The sequence below is a fragment of the Amycolatopsis sp. WQ 127309 genome (genome assembly GCF_023023025.1).
Taxonomy (GTDB): domain Bacteria; phylum Actinomycetota; class Actinomycetes; order Mycobacteriales; family Pseudonocardiaceae; genus Amycolatopsis.
The window spans coordinates 8,198,254-8,216,263 of record NZ_CP095481.1 but is presented as its reverse complement, the minus strand read 5'-3'; the positions used below and the strand labels follow the sequence as shown (position 1 = coordinate 8,216,263).

Annotated in this window: 12 protein-coding genes; 4 read left to right on the top strand and 8 right to left on the bottom strand. The window is 74.5% G+C overall.

Annotation, left to right across the window (positions count from 1 at the left end; genetic code table 11):
* Positions 1 to 3 precede the first annotated feature (3 nt).
* From MUY22_RS36415 to MUY22_RS36405, 3 genes are read right to left on the bottom strand one after another with little or no spacing between them, the layout of a single operon-like run.
* Entirely contained in the window at positions 4 to 897 is an 894-nt protein-coding gene (locus MUY22_RS36415) for an alpha/beta fold hydrolase (RefSeq protein ID WP_247051710.1), read from the bottom strand.
* Positions 897 to 2,219 (bottom strand): M20/M25/M40 family metallo-hydrolase, encoded by a 1,323-nt coding sequence (locus MUY22_RS36410; protein WP_247051709.1) that lies wholly within the window; start codon positions 2,217 to 2,219, stop codon positions 897 to 899. Before MUY22_RS36410 ends, MUY22_RS36415 begins: the two co-directional genes overlap by 1 nt.
* Before the next feature lie 37 nt (positions 2,220 to 2,256).
* A complete protein-coding gene (locus MUY22_RS36405) occupies positions 2,257 to 2,538 on the bottom strand; it encodes an FCD domain-containing protein (RefSeq protein WP_247051708.1) in 282 nt (93 codons plus the stop codon).
* Between the two features lie 85 nt (positions 2,539 to 2,623).
* Between MUY22_RS36405 and MUY22_RS36400 the strand changes: the two genes are divergently transcribed.
* Positions 2,624 to 3,313 carry a DUF4190 domain-containing protein gene (locus tag MUY22_RS36400; protein WP_247051707.1) on the top strand — a complete coding sequence of 230 codons (690 nt, stop codon included), beginning with the start codon at positions 2,624 to 2,626 and terminating at the stop codon, positions 3,311 to 3,313.
* A gap of 88 nt (positions 3,314 to 3,401) precedes the next feature.
* On the opposite strand, the gene MUY22_RS36395 is transcribed toward MUY22_RS36400, so the two are convergent.
* From MUY22_RS36395 to MUY22_RS36385, 3 genes are all read right to left on the bottom strand, one after another.
* Positions 3,402 to 6,161 carry an AAA family ATPase gene (locus MUY22_RS36395; RefSeq protein ID WP_247051706.1) on the bottom strand — a complete coding sequence of 920 codons (2,760 nt, stop codon included), beginning with the start codon at positions 6,159 to 6,161 and terminating at the stop codon, positions 3,402 to 3,404.
* A 3-nt stretch (positions 6,162 to 6,164) separates the two neighbouring features.
* Positions 6,165 to 8,768: a LuxR family transcriptional regulator gene (locus tag MUY22_RS36390; protein WP_247051705.1), complete on the bottom strand. Its 2,604-nt coding sequence runs from the start codon at positions 8,766 to 8,768 to the stop codon at positions 6,165 to 6,167.
* A 178-nt stretch (positions 8,769 to 8,946) separates the two neighbouring features.
* On the bottom strand, positions 8,947 to 11,745 hold the full coding sequence (locus tag MUY22_RS36385; protein ID WP_247051704.1) for an AAA family ATPase: 2,799 nt from the start codon (positions 11,743 to 11,745) through the stop codon (positions 8,947 to 8,949).
* 241 nt (positions 11,746 to 11,986) lie between these two features.
* Between MUY22_RS36385 and MUY22_RS36380 the strand changes: the two genes are divergently transcribed.
* Positions 11,987 to 13,162 carry a CaiB/BaiF CoA-transferase family protein gene (locus MUY22_RS36380; protein WP_247064288.1) on the top strand — a complete coding sequence of 392 codons (1,176 nt, stop codon included), beginning with the start codon at positions 11,987 to 11,989 and terminating at the stop codon, positions 13,160 to 13,162.
* Here MUY22_RS36380 and MUY22_RS36375 read toward each other — a convergent pair.
* Positions 13,159 to 14,559, bottom strand: coding sequence for a class I adenylate-forming enzyme family protein (locus MUY22_RS36375; protein ID WP_247051703.1), 1,401 nt, complete (start codon positions 14,557 to 14,559; stop codon positions 13,159 to 13,161). The two genes, MUY22_RS36380 and MUY22_RS36375, sit on opposite strands and share 4 nt — an antisense overlap.
* A gap of 201 nt (positions 14,560 to 14,760) precedes the next feature.
* Here MUY22_RS36375 and MUY22_RS36370 point away from each other — a divergent pair, with 201 nt between their 5' ends.
* The gene (locus tag MUY22_RS36370; protein ID WP_247051702.1) at positions 14,761 to 15,396 is read left to right on the top strand and encodes a MerR family transcriptional regulator; all 636 of its coding nucleotides are present in this window, start codon (positions 14,761 to 14,763) and stop codon (positions 15,394 to 15,396) included.
* 27 nt (positions 15,397 to 15,423) lie between these two features.
* Here the strand turns inward: MUY22_RS36370 and eno are convergent, their stop codons facing one another.
* The gene (gene eno / locus MUY22_RS36365; protein ID WP_247051701.1) at positions 15,424 to 16,710 is read right to left on the bottom strand and encodes a phosphopyruvate hydratase; all 1,287 of its coding nucleotides are present in this window, start codon (positions 16,708 to 16,710) and stop codon (positions 15,424 to 15,426) included.
* 247 nt (positions 16,711 to 16,957) lie between these two features.
* Here eno and fbaA point away from each other — a divergent pair, with 247 nt between their 5' ends.
* Positions 16,958 to 17,989, top strand: a complete 1,032-nt coding sequence (fbaA, locus tag MUY22_RS36360) for a class II fructose-bisphosphate aldolase (RefSeq protein WP_247051700.1) — start codon at positions 16,958 to 16,960, stop codon at positions 17,987 to 17,989.
* Positions 17,990 to 18,010: the final 21 nt, after the last annotated feature.

Below are 18,010 nucleotides of genomic sequence, written 5' to 3'. Positions count from 1 at the left end.
TTGTCAAGAACTCTCGTCTTGTCGGTAACTCGCGTTCACCAGGGCGAGGATCCGGGGCAGCACCTGCGGCGCGGCCTCCAGCGGCACGACGTGCCCGACGCCCGGCAGCACCACGGCCGTCCCGTCGTCGAGGCCGCCGGCCCACTGCTCGACGTCGGCGGCCCGGACGATGCGGTCCCGCTCCCCCACTATCGCCGTCACCGGCAGGCCGCCGACCTGCGTCAACGCCGCGTCGCGCGCGTAGGCGTCCAGGGCCGGGCGGAACAGGGAGACGGTGTGCGGCCAGTTGCCGCGGATCATCTGCACGGTCAGCTCGACCAGGTCCGGCTCGGGGTCGTCGCCGAAGAGCCACCACCGCAGCCCCGCGCTCACCGCGCGGCTCGTGCGCTCGTGCACCACGCCGAACAGCTTCGAGCCGAGCACCGCTTCGAGGTCGCGGGCCAGCTTGCCCAGCGCGTTCGGCCAGGTCGCCGAGACCTCCGTCGCCAGCGTGCCCGACGACGTCGCCAGCAGCGCCAGCCCGGACACCCGGGCGCGGAACAGCTCCGGGTGCCGCTGGGACAGCGACATGATCGCCAGCCCGCCCATGTCGTGCCCGACCAGCACCACCCGCCCGGCCGGGACCTCACGCTCCAGTAGCTCGGCGAGGTCGTCGCCGAGCTGGGCCATGGTCGCCGTCCCGCGGCGCGCCCGCCCGGACCCGCCGTGGCCGCGCTGGTCGTAGGTCAGCACGGCCACCGGCCCCGCGGCGGCGTCCGGCACCAGCGGCGCGATCCGGTCCCAGCTGCGCTGGTCGAGCGCGTAGCCGTGGACGAACACCACCGCGACCGGCGCGTCCGGGTCGCCCCGGCGGACGACCGCCAGGGGCGTCCCGTCGGCGAGCGCGAAGCCGGTCATCAGGACGTGCGCAGGAACCGGTCCAGCACGCGGGTGCCGAACTTGAGCGCCTCGATCGGGACGCGCTCGTCGACGCCGTGGAACAGGGCCGAGAAGTCGAGGTCCGCGGGCAGCTTGAGCGGCGCGAAGCCGAAGTTGCGGATGCCGAGGTCCTGGAAGGACTTCGCGTCGGTGCCGCCGGAAAGCATGTACGGCAACGTCTTCGCGCCCGGGTCCTCGGCCAGGATCGCCGCGGTCATGGCGTCGACGAGCGCGCCGTCGAAGGTCGTCTCGACCGGCGGCAGCTCCATCCACTCCTTCTCGATGTCCGGGCCGAGCAGCTCGTCGAGCTCGCGGTCGAACGCCTCGAGCCGGCCGGGCAGGATCCGGCAGTCCACCGACGCCTCGGCGACCGACGGGATGACGTTCGACTTGTAGCCGGCGGTGAGCATCGTCGGGTTGGCCGTGTCGCGCAGGGTCGCGCCGATCATCCGGGAGATGTTGCCCAGCTTGGCGACCGAGCCCTCCAGGTCGTCCTCCGGGAAGTCCCAGCCGGTGATCTCGGTGACGCCGGCGAGGAACTCCTTCACGGAGTCGGTGAGCACCAGCGGGAAGCGGTGGTTGCCGAGCTTCGCGACGGCTTCGGCCAGCTTCGTCACGGCGTTGTCGCGGTGGATCATCGAGCCGTGCCCGGCGGTGCCGCGCACGCGCAGCTTCATCCAGCGGATGCCCTTCTCCGCCGTCTCGATCAGGTACGCGCGGACGTCGTCCTTCAGCGTGATCGAGAAGCCGCCGACCTCGCTGATCGCCTCGGTGATGCCTTCGAACAGCTCGGGCCGGTTCTCGACCAGCCACTGGGCGCCGTACTTGCCACCCGCCTCTTCGTCGGCGAGGAACGCGAAGACCAGGTCGCGCGGCGGCACGACGTTGTGCATCTTGTAGTGCCGGGCCAGCGCGAGCGCCATCCCGCACATGTCTTTCATGTCGACCGCGCCGCGGCCCCAGACGTAGTCGTCCTGGATCGCGCCGGAGAACGGGTGGACCGACCACTCGGACGGATCGGCCGGCACGGCGTCGAGGTGACCGTGGATGAGCAGCCCACCCCGGGACCGGTCGGCGCCTTCGAGCCGGACGATCACGTTGTGCCGGTTCTTCCCACCCGACTCGACGTAGGTGATCTCGTAGCCGGCGTCGGTCAGCTTCTCCGCAACGTACTCGGCCGCCGCCCGCTCGCCGACCAGGGTCTCGGGGTCCCCGGTGTTGGTGGTGTCGATGCGGATCAGCTCGCTGGTCAGCGTGACGGCCTCGGCCGCGGCGGCTTCGATCAGGTTCGGTTCGGTCACCGGCCATTCCTATCATTCGCGCGGCCGGGTGCGCTGATCACCGAGGTTCCTGGGATCGGTTCCGGTCTGGTGCCGAGACCACTTCGGACACCGGCGGCAGGTGCCGGTCGAGGACATCCAGGGCCTCCTCGGCGTCGTGGCGGTCGAGCGCGGCGACCAGGGCGCGGTGCTCGGCGTCGACCACCGGCGGCCGCTCCGGCCGGGCCTCCAGGACCCGCACGGCGGCCCGCTGCCGGCGCGACCGCAGTGTGTCGTACGACTCGGTCGGCACGGTGTTGCCCGCCGCGTTCACGGTGGTGACGGGCTGTCCCTGAGACAACACAACACGGTAACGGGCCGAAGTTCCCGTAACGACCTTCCGGAGCGGGAGCGACTATCCACTCGTTCACCGCGAAAGGATCATCGTGACTGCCCCCACGCCTTACCAGCCGGCACCGTCGCCGGTCGCCCAGCCGCCCCGCAACGGGCTCGGCACCGCCGGCTTCGTCCTCGGCCTCGTCGGCTTGATCTTCTCGCCGATCCCCATCATCGGACTGGTCGCCTGGCCGCTGGTGATCATCGGCCTGGTCCTGTCGTTCCTCGGCCTCGGCCGCGCGAACAAGGGCGTGGCCACCAACAAGGGCCTCGCGATCGCCGGGATCGTGCTGTCCGCGATCGGGCTCGTCGTCTGCGTGATCTGGGTGGCCGCGTTCAGCAAGGTCGCCACCGACGCCGCGAACTCGCTCCCGACCGCGCCGCCGGCCCTGACCGGTGCGCCCGCCGCGGCTCAGCCCGGCACCGGCGGCGACCCGGCCGCCGCCAAGCACACCGTCGTGTACAAGGTGACCGGCACCGGCAAAGCCGGCAACATCACCTTCACCACCGACGGCATGACGACGACGAGCCAGGAGTCGAACGTCAAGCTGCCGTGGGAGAAGACCATCGAGCTCCCCGGCGACCAGCCCCTGCAGCTGGTCAGCATCCTGGCCCAGGGCAGCGGGTCCGGGAACCTCAAGGTGACGATCGAGGTCGACGGCAAGGTCTTCAAGGAGGCCACCGCCCAGGGCTACGGGGTCGCCACCGCGAACGGCGACATCGGGACGCTCAGGAACTGAGGGGCCGGGTGGCCGGTGCGATCATCTCGCCGGCCACCGGCGAGCACGGCGGGATCGTTGCCCTGCCGGTCAAGTGGGCGCCGCGAGGTCACTCCCCCGCGGTGCGGCCGCCCAGGGCGCCCGCCAGGTCCGGGCGGCCGTCGATCTTCAGCTTGCGGTACGAGCTCGTCAAGTGCTTCTCGACCGCTCGGCGGCTGATGCTCAGCTGCTCGGCGATCTCCGAGTTCGTCCTTCCGCGCACCGCCAGTTCCGCGACCGTTGCCTCGCCGCGGGTCAGCTCGGCGGTTGCCCGGGCCGGCTCGGTGTGGGTTACCGGGCCGGCCTCGCGGGTCAGCAGGCGGCCCATTCCGCAGGTCTCCGCCAGGGCCTGGGCGCGGGCCAGCAACCGTTGCGCCGCTTCGGGTTCCGTGGGCCGGAGGCGCTCGGCCAGGTCGGCTCGGGCCTTGGCCTCCTCCAGGTCGTCCGGTGAGCGGGCCAGCAGGTCGACCGCCTCGTGCAGCAGCCGGATTCCGTCGCGGCCGGCGTCCAGGGCGGCTAGGACCCGCAGGGCCCGGCCGACCGTTGCGGGTGCGCCCCAGGCGACGCAGCGGCGGTGGTGCTCTTCGGCCAGGCGCCCGGCTTCGTCGGTGCGGCCCAGGCGGTGGGCCAGCAGCGCCGCCGAGGTGCGCCACGGGTAGAGGGCGGGATTGCGCCAGCCGGCCCGGTCGAGCCGGCGGCCGCAGTCGAGGAACTGCGCCAGCGCCGCGCCGGGGTCGTCGGCGGCGGCCAGCGTCCCGCGCAGGCTCCGCTGCACGGCGAGCACGCCTAGGCCGTCGCCGGCCGGGAGGTCGTCCAGCACCGTGCGCGTCAGCGTGCGATCACCGGTCGCGGTCGCGACCAGGCCCAGGATCGTGGGCGGCAGCGCGAGCACGTCGTAGCCGGCCGGCTCCGCGAGCCGGAACGCCCGGCCCGCCGGTTCCCCGGCCGCCGCGGCCCGGCCGCGGGCCAGCAGCGCCAGTGCCCGGTGCACGTCCAGCAGCGCCCGGGTCGCCGCGGTGCCCGCCGCGCCGGTGGCCGACAGCCACGGCGTCACGACGTCGACGCGGCCCGCCGCGACCAGGATTACCGGGACGATCCGCAGCATGGCCCCGGCGCGGACGGACCGCGCGGGCTCGTGGTCCATCAGGCAGGTCGCCCGGCGCGCGGCTTCCTCGGCGTCGATCCGCCCGGCCAGCGTCGCGGCCAGCAGCAGCACGGCCCGCAGCTCGCGTTCGGCCGCCCCGGGGCCCGCCGGGGTGTCGGTCAGCTCGCGCAGCCGGGCCGGCGCCGCGGCCAGCCGGGCCGGGTCCTCCAGCGCGGCGAACCAGTCGTGCGCTTCCAGCCGCAGGGCGAGGTCGCGGTCGTGCCCGGTCAGGGCGGCGGCCGGGCCGAGCTCGCCGGCGACGGCGCGCACGAGCTCGGTCACCAGCGGGCCGCGCGCGGTGATCGTGAACGGGATCCGGGTGACCGCCGCGGCCCGGTCGCGGACCGTCGGCAGCAGCGGCGCGGCCTGGACCAGGTGCCGCACCGCGGACGCCGGGTCGGGGCCGAGCTCGGCGGCGGCCAGCTCGACGAGCAGCGGCGCGCGCCCGGCGCTGCCCGGCGGCAGTTCCAGCAGCGCCCGCCGCAGGTAGCGCGCCGCGGACTCGGGCGCGCCCCGGCGCAGCGCGCCGACGGCGGCCGCCCGCAGCATCTCGATCTCCGGGCCGCCGCACAGCGTGTCCACGCGCAGCAGCTGCCCGGCGATGTCCTCCGCGGGGTAGCCCCGCGCGGTCAGCAGCCCGGCCGCGGTGCGGTGGGCGGCGGCGGTGTCCGCGGCGGACGCGGTCTCTTCGACCACCCGCACCAGCGCGGCCTCGGGTACCAGCCGGCCGTCCGCGGCGACGGTGAGCCAGGGGCCCTGCAGCGCGGCGCGCGCCGCGGCGCAGGCGGCGTCGGCCAGCCCGCTCAGCGCCGTGACGAGCGCGGGTTCGGCGTGCCGCCCCAGCACGACCACGGCCCGGGCGAAGGCCTCGACCTCCGGATCACGCCGGACGAGCACCCGCAGCCGCTCGCGGCGGAGGTCCGCGCCGAGCGCCCGCAGCCGCGCGCGGTCGTCGGCCTTCGCCGTCAACCGGTGCGAGAACGCCCGGTCCAGCAGGGCGCGCAGGTCCTTGGGCCGGCCGCCGGTGAGCTCGTGGCAGGCCGCGGCGAACTCCGGGTCGTGACCGGCGTCGAAGCGCGCGGCGACCAGCCGGCCGGTCGCGGCGAGCGACAGCGGCTCGGCCCGCACGTGGTGGCGAGCGGCGGCCTCGATCTCCGGCACGAACGCGGTGCGCGCGCCCGCGCCGTCGCGCAGGACCGCGCCGATCAGGACGCGCGTCCCGGACAGCCGGGCGACCAGGAAAGCCAGGGCCCGCAGGGAAAGCTCGTCCGCCCAGTGCAGGTCGTCGACGAGCACGACCACCCCGCGGGACCGGCTCAGCCGCGCCAGCAGCGCGTGCAAGCCGTGCAGCAGGGACGCCGGCTCGCCCGGACCGGCCGAGCCGTCGGCCAGCGGGCCGAGCACCTGCCGGGCCACCGGCGGCAGCGCCGGGTCGTCCGGGTCGGCGAGGATCGGCAGCACGAGCTGCCGGACGACGCCGAGCGGGAAGGCCTGTTCGAGCTGCGCCCCGCTCGAACGCAGGATCCGCGCGCCGTGGGCCGCGCCGAGCTGGGCCAGGTGCCGCAGCAGCGCCGAGCCGCCGGCACCGGCTTCGCCGTGGATCAGCAGCAGGCCGCCGCTCCCGGCGTCGGCGTCGCGCACCGCCTCGTCCAGCACCGACAGGTGCGCTTCCCGTTCCAGCAGCACCGGTCAGTCCCCCAGCGTCCAGGTCGCCCAGCGCTCGGTGAGCGCGGAGCGGCCCTTGAGACCGAGCTTGCGGTACACCTTCGTCAGCCGCAGTTCGACCGTGCGCAGCGCGATCGAGAGCTCCCGGGCGATCTCGCGGTTCGGCAGCCCGCGCGCGGCGAGGGCGGCGACGTCCTGTTCGGCGGGCGAGAGCACCTCCGGCCGGCGCGGCTCGAACCGGCGTCCCGGCGGCAGGACGGGTTCGGGCACCGGCTCGGCCGGCTGCCGTTGCGCGGGCACGCTGCGCCGCAGCTCGGCGACCGCGCGTTCCCGCAGGGCGTCGAAGGCCCCGTCGGTGCCCCAGTAGCCGGCCAGCGACAGTTCCTCGGCCGACAGCGCCGCGGCCGCCGCGCCGTCGCCGAGGCTCCGCGACGCGAAGGCGGCGATCGTGCGCCACGGGCAGAGCATCGGGTTCACCCACTGCCGGGACCGCAGGATCCGGCCGCACTCCCGCGCCGCGGCGAGGGCGGCCTCCAGCTCGTCGGCGGCCAGGGCCAGCTCCGCCCGCGCGTACAGGAGGAACGCCTGCCCCGCGGTGTGCTCGCCGCCGCGCGGGAGCGGTTCGGCGGCGAGCCGGCGGGCGCGTTCGGTCCGGCCCAGCTTGAGGTGCGCGGAGATCTCGACGGCGAGGTAGGCCGGGACGAGCGCGGGGTGCCAGCACCGGACGGGCAGCTCCCGCCCGGCGAGGGTGAGGTCGTGGAGGGCGTCGTCGGGCCGGTTGCGCCGCAGGTTCACGACGGCCCGGTGCAGCAGGGCCTGCGCGGTCGCGGCCTTGGCGTCACGACGCCGGGCCGCGGCGGCGACGGCGGTGAGCCCTTCGGCGGCGGATTCCAGCTCGTCGCAGCACAGCAAGGCCCGGCAGGCGGCGATGCGCGGCATGAGCGGCGCGTCCTCACGCACGATGAGGGCCTGCTCGGCCAGGTCGAGCGCCCGGCGGCGGTCCTCGCCCCGGGTCGCGAGCCACCAGGCCTCGGCTCCGGCTTCGGCGGGACCGCCGGGCCGGGTGGTCCGGAGGAGCGGCGCGACGGGCATGACCGGGTCCACCGCGGCTTCCTCCTCGGCGATCCGGCCGAGGGCGACCAGGTCCGAATCCACAGTAGACGGGACGAGGGCGTCCGCCACGGCACTTTCCACAGTGGACACCAACGCGCGGCCGCGCAGCTCCGCCACCGCGCGCCGGGTCGTCTCGACGTCGCCGCGGGCCAGGAGGAGGTCGGCCGCCGTCACGGCCGCGGGCAACGTGCTCAGTTCGGGTTCGGCCAGGATCCGGCGCAGCCGCCCGTCCGCCGCGTCGGGGTCCCGCGTCACCTCCATCGACGCCAGGCGCAGCAGCAACGCCGCGCGCTCCGCCGGATCCAGCGGCTCCAGCAGCACCCGGCGCAGCGCGTCGGCCGCCGCCGACGTGCGGCCCTGCAGGAACCACTGCTCGGCCGCCTCCACCAGGACGGTCCGTGCCCACGGCTCCCCCACCGCCGGCGCCGCGCAGAGCAGGTCGGCCGCCACCGTCGCGCCGGCGCCGATGCCGTGCGCCAGTTCCGCCGCCCGCCGGTGCAGGTCGCCGCGGGCGTCCGCGTCCAGCTCCGCCAGCACTTCCGCCGCCAGGTGCGGTTCGGCGGGCCGCCCGGCCGCCACCAGGCCGCTCGCCACGAGCGGTTCCAGCGCGCCGGCCACCGTGGTCTCCGGCAGGCCCGCCAGCCGGCCCGCGAGCACGACGTCCGATGTGGACACCGACATCGCCCGCAGCAGCGCCAGCGCGTCCGGCGGCAGGCCGCGCCGGACGCGGGCGGCGCGCGCCGACGTCACCGCGCGCCCGATCCGCACCAGGTGGGGTACCTGCTCGGGCTCGGGCGGGCGCCCGTCGGTGCTCCAGCGCGTCACGATCTCGCGCAGCACCGCGGGCCGGCCGGCCGCGATGCTCAGCGCCGCCGTGGTGAACGCCGCCCCGCCCGGCGCCCCCGGGATCTCCCGCAGCAACGCCGCGGTCTCCGCCTCGGTCAGCGGCGGCAGGTCCAGCTGGGTGCCCGGGCCGTCGCCGAGGTAGCGCGCCAGCGGGCCGTGCGCGGCCGCGACCAGCAGGACCGGGCCGGGCCGGGCGGCCATCGCGGCGAAGCACCGCAACGACCAGGCGTCCGCCCACTGGAGGTCGTCGATCGCCAGCACCAGCGGCCCGTCGGCGGCCAGCTCGGCGAACACGTCGCACAGCAACGGGACGGTGGCGTCGCACGGGCCGGCGAAGCACTCGGTCGCCAGGTCCGCGAACCGCGCCGGCGAGTGCAGGGCGGCGACCAGCTGTGACGCCGTGCTGAACGGGATCCCGGTCTCCACCGGCGAGCACGACGCCAGGCCGGCGACGGCGCCGCGTTCGCGGGCGGTGGCGAGCACGTGGCGCAGCAGGGCCGTGCGGCCGGTCCCGGCGGCGCCCGAAACGCCGGCCCGGGCGGGTCGGCCCGCGAAGAGGCCGTCGACGAGGTCGTCGAGCAGGGCGAGCTGGCGCTCCCGGCCGATCAACCGCCCGGCCGGGCGGTGGTGTCCGGAGTTGATCACGGACAGTGGCCGGTGGTACGGCACGGACGACCTCCCTCGGCGCGACGACGGGCGCTCGGACTGGTGGATCCACCAGGGAGGCTAGCTCCGCACTACGGCATCCGCCGACGCCGTGGCCGCCGGACGGGTATTTCCGTCCCCCTTGACCATTCCGGGTGGCACAAGCGGGCAATGCGTGACGGCGGGTGAGGGCTACCACCGCTCACCAGGTGCGCAGGGCCTCCGCGAGATCCGCCCGCCCCTTGATACCCAGCTTGCGGTAGACGCTGGTCAGGTGCACCTCGACGGTGCGCTGGGTGAGGAACAGCGACTCGGCGATCTCCCGGTTGGTCGCGCCGGTCGCCGCCCGCTCGGCGACCCGCCGCTCGCTGCCGCTCAGCGCGTCCGCCGGCGAGTCGGTCCCGCTGCGCATCCGCCCGCCCGCCTCGGTCAGCGCCGGCAGCGCCAGCCCGAGCTGCTGCCTGTCCCGGCTGAGCACGGACAGGTCGATCGAGCGGCGCAACCGTTCCCGCGCGCCCTCGGTGTCGCCCCGGCGCAGCAGCCGGCGGCCCAGCAGGTACTCGGCCTTCGCGAGCTCCAGCTTGGCGGGCGAGCCGGCCAGCACGTCCGCGGCCGCCGACAGCCGCTCGATCGCCGCGTCGCCGTCGGCCAGCACCCCGCGGCCGGTCTCCAGCATGCCGAGGGCCCGCGTGGTGCCCCAGCGGCGGACCGCCGGCTCGACCTCGTCGAGCACGGCCACGCCCTCGGCCACCCGGCCGAGGCCCGCCAGCAGCTCGGCCGAGTCGTACCACCACGGCGCCAGCACCGGGTTGCCGATGCCGCTGCCGCGCAGGCTGTCCCCGCAGGTGCGCAGCACGGTCAGCGCGCCTTCGACGTCGCCCTGCGCCGCCCGCGCCCGGGCCCGGGCCATCAGGAACCAGTGGTACTCCAGGGTGAACTCCGACAGCCGCGGCCGGGTCACCGTGTCCAGCACCTCCTCGGCGCGGACCGGGTCCCCTTGGCGGACCAGCATCGCGCCGAGCGCCGCCTGTGGCATGGAGACACCCGGGGCCCACCGCTCCTGCGTGACGACGTCGAACGAGTACTGCGCGTCCGACAGCCCTTCCGCGAGGTTCCCGGTGAACTCGTGCATCAGCGCGCGGGTGCTCGCGCCGAGGGCGTAGGTCCACGCCTCGCCACGGCTCTGGGCGTGGTTCAGGAGCTCGTTGATCGCGGTCAGCGCCGGCTCGCCGTGGTCACCCAGGTAGAGCGAGAGGACGGCGCCCAGCACGGCCCAGCCGCCGGGGGCGACGTCGCCGATCAGCAGGACCCGGCTCGCCTGGTCGGCCACTTCGGCCGCCGGCCGGCCCTGCAGCGTGCCCAGCGACGAGAGCATGCCCAGCAGCTGGCGTTCCTCGGCGGTGTCGCCGGGCGGCGGCGTGACGTCGCGCAGCCGCGCGCTGACCCGGGGCACGCCGGACTTCTCGTCGAGGCCCGAGAGCAGCAGCGCGGACTCGATCAGCATCCGCAGGGCCCGGTCGGCGGGCGACGGGTCCGGGCCACCGGCGGCGACCAGGGCGTCCAGCGCCTCTTCGCCCAGCGCGTAGGCCCGCTGGGAGTTCTGCGCGGCCAGGGAGATCATCGTGTACTGCATGACGACCGGCACCCGGCGGCGCGGATCGGTCACCAGGCCCAGCACGTGCTCCAGGTGCCGCAGGGACGACGCCGGGTCCAGCTGCCCCTGGACCCGGGACAGGTGCACCAGCACGGCGACGTCGTCCTCGTCGGCCCGCAGGGCGCGGGTCAGGTACCGGGCGGCGGCCGAGGGCGCGCCCCGGCCCTCGGCCGAGACGGCGGCGTCGCGCAGCACGTTGACCATCCACGGCTGCGGCACCGAGTCGAGCAGCAGCAGGTGGACGGCGACCTCCTCGGCGGGCCGGCCGCGGTCGTTGAGCAGGACGGCCGCGCGTTCCCGCAGCCGGGCCAGCTCGGCGGGCGGCACGGAGTCCAGCACCGCGGTGCGGATCAGGTCGTGCGCGTAGTCCAGCCGGTCCGGCGCCAGCAGCTCGCCGGCGCGCAGGGCCCGCACGGCGCCGCTCGCCGGGCCGGGCTGGGTCCCGGCGAGCGCGGCGATCGTCTCCAGGTCTTCGCCGCTCAGCACGGCGATCGCGCGCGCCACGGCGAACGCGCCTTCCGGGAGCCGGTCCAGCAGCGGCCGCGCCACGACCTCGCGGCCGATCCGTTCGAGCAGCGCCACACGCTCGGCGCCCGGCGTCCCCTCGTCCCGCACCCGGCTGACGACCCGGTCGAGCAGGAACGGGTTCCCGCCGGTGAGGTCGAGGACGCGGGCGGCGAAGACCGGGTCCGGCGCCGCGCCGAACGACGACTCCAGGACGTCGGCGACGGCGTCCGGGGACAGCGGCGCCAGGTCGACCGTCAGGCAGCTCAGGGCCGCGCCGATCTCGCCGAGCACCTCCGGCACGGGCTCGTCCGGCCCGGTCCGCTGGGTCATCAGCACCAGCAGCGGCAGGTCTTCGGCGCGGCGCAGCAGGAACCCCAGCCACCGCAGCGACGTCTCGTCGCACCACTGGACGTCGTCGAGGGCGAGCACCACGAGGCCGCGGGCGGCCAGGCCGGCGGTGAGCCAGTGCAGGCCGTGCATCACGGAGTAGGTGTCGGCGCTGCCCTGGCCCTCGCCCAGCGCGGGCACGAGGGCCGGCAGCGCCAGCCGGGCGCTGCCGGTGAGCAGCTCGCCCGCGGCGGCGCCGGCCGGCTGCAGCGGCTCGAACAGCGCGCGGACGGCTTCGTAGGCCGCGACCCCGCTGTCCGGGCAGGCCACCGTGAGCACGGTGGCGGCGATCCCGTCGAGCTCGTCGAGCGCGGCGGCGAGCAGCTTCGTCTTCCCGATCCCCGCGGGCCCGCGCAGCAGGACCGCCTGTCCCGCGCCGACGGCGGCGGCCCGGGCCCGGTCGGCGAGCAGCCGGACCTCCCACTCCCGGCCGGCCAGTTCTGTCCCGGGCAAGGCCCGGAGGCCGCTGCGTAGGGCCACGGATCTCCAGTCTCAGCTGCGATGCGGGGTTTCCGGCGCGGTGCCGGGCGGTGGGTCGCACCGCCTTGCGCTCGCGTACCGGCGCTCGGGACGCCGCCGTCGCGGACGTCACCGAACAGGGCCGAAACCCTTCGATCACCTTACTGGCCGGGCCCCGGGATCCGGTCACCCCGCCCGCGTCCGGGTGAGGTGACAGGATGCGGCGGTGTCTTCCCTGCCCTCCCTCCCGCTCGACGGCGTCACCGTCGTCTCCTGCGAACAGGCGGTTGCGGCGCCGCTGGCCACGCGGCACCTGGCCGACCTCGGCGCGCGGGTGCTCAAGATCGAGCGGCCGGGCAGCGGCGACTTCGCGCGGGCCTACGACGAGACCGTCCGCGGGCTTTCGAGCCACTTCGTCTGGCTGAACCGGTCGAAGGAGAGCGTCACGCTCGACCTGAAGCACGAGGCCGCGCCCGAGGTGATGGGCCGGCTGATCGACGGCGCCGACGTCTTCGTGCAGAACTTCGCCCCCGGCGTCGCCGAGCGGCTCGGGCTCGGCGCCGCCGCGCTGCGGGCGTCACGGCCGGGGCTGATCACGTGCTCGATCTCGGGGTACGGCTCGACCGGCCCGTACCGCGACGCGAAGGCGTACGACCTGCTGATCCAGTCCGAAGCCGGGCTGGTGTCGGTGACCGGCACGGCGGAAGAGCCGGCGAAGAGCGGCATCCCGGCGGCCGACATCGGGGCCGGGATGTACGCCTACTCCGGGATCCTGTCGGCGTTGTTCCACCGCGAACGCACCGGCGAGGGCACCGAGCTGGAGGTGAGCCTGTTCGACGCGCTGATCGAGTGGATGGGCTTCCCGCTCTACTACACGGGTTTCGGCGGCACCCCGCCCCCGCGGGCGGGCACGAGCCACCCGGCGATCGCGCCGTACGGCACGTTCGCCGCCGGCGACGGCACGCAGCTGGTGCTGGCCGTGCAGAACGACCGGGAGTGGGCCGCGTTCTGCCGGCACGCGGTCGGCCGTCCCGAGTGGACGTCCGACGAGCGGTTCGCGACGGGCAGCGCCCGCGTCGCTCACCGGGCCGAGCTGGAGCGGGAGATCGGCGCCATCTTCGCCGGGCTGACCGGCGAGGAGCTGGCGGCGCGGCTGAGCGAGGGCCGGATCGCGCACGCCCGCCGCCGGGAGCTGCCGGAGGTCCTGGAGCACCCGCAGCTGACCGAACGCGACCGGTTCGCCGAGGTCGGCTCGCCCGTGGGACCACTGCGGATGACGCTGCCGCCGGTGACGGTGCCCGGCCGCCCGCCGCGCCTCGACCCGATCCCGGCGCTGGGCGAACACACGGACGCGGTGCTCACGGAGTTCGGCTTCGACGCCGCGGACCTGCGCGAGCGCGGCGCGCTCTAGGCGGTGGCCGCGAGTTCTTCCAGGCGGCGGCCGTCCGGTTTGCCGTTGCGGTTCAGCGGGAAGCTGTCGACGACGACCACCCGGTTGGGGACCTCGTACGGCGGCAGGATCCGGGCCATCCGCTCGCGCCAGTACGCCGGGGCGTGGCCGGCCTCGTCCTCGACGAAGGCGACCAGGCGGCTGCCGTGGCGCTCGTCGGGGACCGCGACGACCTTCGCGCAGCAGCCCGCCTCCGCGACGCGCGCTTCGATCATGTCCGGGTACAGCGTGTAGCCCATCCGGTGGACCGCGCGCTTGCGGCCCAGGACGTGGAGGTTGCCGGCGCCGTCGAGCAGGCCGAAGTCGCCGGTGCGGAACCAGCCACCCGGCTCCGGTGCCACCTCGCCGTCGTCGTCCAGCACCCCGGTCGGCAGGTCGGGGGTGCGCACGAGCAGCTCGCCCACCTCGCCGGGCGCGACCGCGACGTCGGAGTCGTCGACGACGCGGACGTCCACCCCGCGGACCGGGCGGCCGGTGGCGACCGGGTTGCCGGGCACGGCGAAGGAGATGTTGCCGAGCTCCGTGCTGCCGTAGCCGTCCAGCAGGGGCTTCCCGAACTCCGCGCGGTACTCCGCGACCAGCCGGTGGTTCAGCGGCGCGGCGCCGACGCACAGCATCCGCGCGCGCCGCAGCGCGGCCCGCAGGACCGGCCGCTGCCGGGTGATGTTCAGCATGCTGCGGTAGGTCGAGGGCGCGGCGTCGAGCACGGTCGCGCCGCGCAGGCCGGCCAGGCCGAGCGCGTGGTCGAGCCGGCGGTAGGGCACGACCACCAGTGAGCAGCGCACGAGCCAGGCGAGCAGCACGATCGACAGGCCGTACTGGTGGGAGAACGGCAGGAACGGCGCGAGGACGTCGGAACGCGTGTAGCCGAGCGTGTCCGCGGTGCGCCGGAGGTTGGCGAGGAACACGGCGCCGGACTTCACGACCACCTTCGGCCGGCCGGTCGACCCCGACGACGACATGAGCAGGCCGTCGGGCAGCGCGGCCCACGCACCGGCGTCGACACCGCCCGGCAGCGGCCGGGCGGCCGCGGCCAGCTCCGGCAGCAGGATCGCCGGGACCGGGGCGACGCTCGCCGCCGCGGTGGCGTCGTCCACCAGGCACGCCTTGACCTTCGCACGGCTGAGGACGTCGTGGGTGGCCGCCGGGCTGTCCCGGTGGTCGATCAGCACGATCGACGCGCCGAGGTGGACCAGGGCCAGCACCGCCGTGACGTAGCCGATCGAGTTGTCCGCCTTGAGCAGCACGCGATCGCCGCGCCCGAGGCCCCGCGCGGTCAGTTCGGCCGCGATCCCCGCGGCGTCCGCCTCGAGCTCGTCGAGGGTGTACGCGGCGTCGGTCCCGCAGATGGTGGCCATGGCCCGCCCCTTCGTCGCCGGCAAGCTCCTGGCCCGAGTCTCGCCGATCGGGTTCAAGGATTTGTCCAGTACCGGCCGGACGGGTGGCGAGGTGTGCGCATCGCACTAGATTTTCCGCCCGGTGCTGGGCAGCCGCCGAGAGTCCACGATCCACTGGGTCTCCCGTGCGCGGGCAGGGAGACGGAGAAGGGGTACCGGCACATGCGGATGGCTGAGCTGAGCACGGAGTCGGGGGTGCCGGTCGCGACCGTCAAGTACTACCTGCGTGAGGGCCTGCTGCCCGCGGGGCGCCGGATCGGGCCGAACCAGGCGCAGTACTCCGACGAGCACCTCCGGCGGCTCCGGCTCGTCTGCGCGCTCCGCGAGATCGGCGGCCTTTCGCTGGCCGAAGTGGCCGCCGTGCTGGCCGCGCTCGACTCCGGCCACGCCTCCCCCGTCGTGCTGGGCGTCGCCCAGGACGGCCGGGTCAGCACGCGCCCGACCGGCGAGGCCGCCCGGGCGTGGGCGCTGGACCGGGTCCGGGCCCTGCTGGGCGAGCACAGTGTCCAACTCGGCGGCACCGTGGACGCCGCCGATCCCAGCATCGCGAACCTCGTGACCGTCCTGGCCACCTTCCACGCCCTCGGCCACAGCGCCGTCACCGGCAAGCTCGCCGACTACGCCGCGCTGGCCCGGGCGACCGCCGAGGTCGACGCCGGGCTGATCGCGGACGTCGGGCCCGCCCGCCGGCCCGCCGAGACGGCGTTGATCACCACCCTGCTCGGGGAACGGCTCTTCGCCGGGCTCCGCCACCTCGCGCTCGTGAACGTGGTCCGGGCGGAAACCGCGGAGGCCTGACACGCGCCAGGCCTCCGCGGTCTTTCCTCAGCGCGCCTTCCGGGTCAGCGGGTGCCGGCCCGCGTACACGGCGGTGCTGCCGAGGTCTTCTTCGATCCGCAGCAGCTGGTTGTACTTGGCCGTGCGGTCGGCGCGGGAGAGCGACCCCGTCTTGATCTGGCCGCAGTCGACGGCGACCGCGAGGTCCGCGATGGTGGTGTCCTCGGTCTCGCCGGACCGGTGCGAGAGCACGACGCCGTACCCGGCCTGGTAGGCGACCTCGACGGCCTCCAGCGTCTCGGTGAGCGTGCCGATCTGGTTGACCTTGACCAGGATCGCGTTGCCGACGCCGTTGTCGATGCCGTGCTTCAGCAGCTCCACGTTGGTGCAGAAGACGTCGTCGCCGACGAGCTGGCACCGCTCCCCCAGCGCGCGCGTGACGAGCTGCCAGCCGGCGATGTCGTCCTGCGCCATGGCGTCCTCGATCGACGCGATCGGGTACCGGTCGACGAGCCCGGCCAGGTAGTCGACGTGCTCCTCGGCCGAGCGCTTCCGCCCTTCGCCGCGATAGTGGTAGACGCCCTCCTCGTAGAACTCCGACGCCGCGAGGTCGAGCATCAGCACGACGTCGTCGCCCGCCACGTAACCGGCCTTCTCGACGGCGCGGACCACGAAGTCGAGGGCCTCGTCGGCCGAGCCGAGCTGCGGGGCGAAGCCGCCCTCGTCGCCGACGTTGGTGTTGTGGCCGGCGTCGCGGAGGATCTTGCGCAGCGTGTGGAAGATCTCCGAGCCGATCCGGACGGCGTCGGCGAAGTTCGTCGCGCCGACCGGGGCGATCATGAACTCCTGGTAGTCGATGCCGTTGTCGGCGTGGGCGCCGCCGTTGACGATGTTCATCATCGGCGTCGGCAGCAGGTGCGCGTCGGCGCCGCCGAGGTGGCGGTAGAGCGGCAGCACGTGGGTCTGGGCGGCCGCCTTCGCGGCGGCCAGCGAGACGCCGAGGATGGCGTTCGCGCCGAGGCGGGCCTTGTTCGCCGTGCCGTCGAGCTCGATCATCGCGCGGTCGACGGCGGACTGGTCGTCGGCGTCGAGGCCGATGACCGCGCCGGCGAGCTCGCCGTTCACGGCCGCGACCGCGCCGGTGACGCCCTTGCCCAGGTACCGGTGCGGGTCGCCGTCGCGCAGCTCGACCGCTTCCCGGGTGCCCGTCGACGCGCCCGAGGGCACCGCCGCGCGTCCGAACGAGCCGTCGGCCAGCTCGACGTCGACCTCGACGGTCGGATTGCCCCGGCTGTCCAGGATCTCCCGGCCCGTGACTTGGACGATGGCAGTCATTTCACTCCTCGGCGGCGGGTGCCCGCGACTTCGGCGCACCCTGGGATTCGGTTACGGGAAGGTCGTCGTCGACACCACACGCACCCGGCGGGCGCGACTTCGTCGTCGCCGGCCGCCGAGCCGACCCGTTGTACCGCGTCCCCCACTGGGGAAAACCCCAGCGATGGGTCACAGCGGCCGGGCGCGCACCGGCCGTCACGCTATGTTCGACGGGTTCCCCCAGCCGGAGATCGAGAGGACCTGACCGATGCCCATCGCGACCCCCGAGGTCTACGCGGAGATGCTGGATCGGGCCAAGGCGAACGAGTTCGCCTACCCCGCCATCAACGTGACCTCGTCCGAAACCGTGAACGCCGCCATCCGCGGCTTCGCCGAAGCGGAGAGCGACGGGATCATCCAGTTCTCCACCGGCGGCGCCGAATTCGCCTCCGGCCAAAAAGTCAAGGACATGGTCGTCGGCTCCGTCGCCCTCGCCGAATTCGCGCAGGTCGTCGCCGCCCGCTACGACGTCAACGTCGCCCTCCACACCGACCACTGCCCCAAAGACAAACTCGACGGGTTCGTCCGGCCGCTGATCGAGATCTCCGCCGAACGCGTCAAAAACGGCCAGAACCCGCTGTTCCAGTCCCACATGTGGGACGGCTCCGCCATCGACCTCGACGAGAACCTCGTCATCGCGCAGGAACTGCTGGCCAAGACCGCGGCGGCGAACATCATCCTCGAAGTCGAGATCGGCGTCGTCGGCGGCGAAGAAGACGGCGTCGAGGCGGAGATCAACGAAAAGCTCTACACCGCCGAAGGCGACTTCCTCAAAACCATCGACGCGCTCGGCTCCGGCGAGAACGGCCGCTACCTGCTCGCCGCCACCTTCGGCAACGTCCACGGCGTCTACAAGCCCGGCAACGTCAAGCTCCGCCCGGACGTGCTCAAGGGCGGCCAGGAAGCCGCGTCGAAGAAACTCGGCCTCGACGCCGGGTCCAAGCCGTTCGAGCTGGTCTTCCACGGCGGCTCCGGCTCACTGCCGGAAGAAATCCGCGAAGCCGTCTCGTACGGGGTGGTGAAGATGAACGTGGACACCGACACGCAGTACGCGTTCACCCGCCCGATCGTGGACCACTTCTTCAAAAACTACGACGGCGTCCTGAAGATCGACGGCGAGGTCGGCAACAAGAAGGTCTACGACCCCCGCTCCTACCTCAAGGCCGCCGAGGGTGGCATGGCCGCCCGGATCGTGGAGGCCTGCCAGGCCCTCGGCTCGGCTGGTACGAAGCTCAAGTAAGACGAACGCACGAAGGGGCGG

What these genes read in the sequence shown, in the direction of transcription:
- fbaA (WP_247051700.1), top strand. Translation starts at nt 16,958, where the DNA reads ATGCCCATCGCGACCCCCGAGGTCTACGCGGAGATGCTGGATCGGGCC.
- eno (WP_247051701.1), bottom strand. Translation starts at nt 16,710, where the DNA reads ATGACTGCCATCGTCCAAGTCACGGGCCGGGAGATCCTGGACAGCCGG.
- MUY22_RS36370 (WP_247051702.1), top strand. Translation starts at nt 14,761, where the DNA reads ATGCGGATGGCTGAGCTGAGCACGGAGTCGGGGGTGCCGGTCGCGACC.
- MUY22_RS36415 (WP_247051710.1), bottom strand. Translation starts at nt 897, where the DNA reads ATGACCGGCTTCGCGCTCGCCGACGGGACGCCCCTGGCGGTCGTCCGC.
- MUY22_RS36375 (WP_247051703.1), bottom strand. Translation starts at nt 14,559, where the DNA reads ATGGCCACCATCTGCGGGACCGACGCCGCGTACACCCTCGACGAGCTC.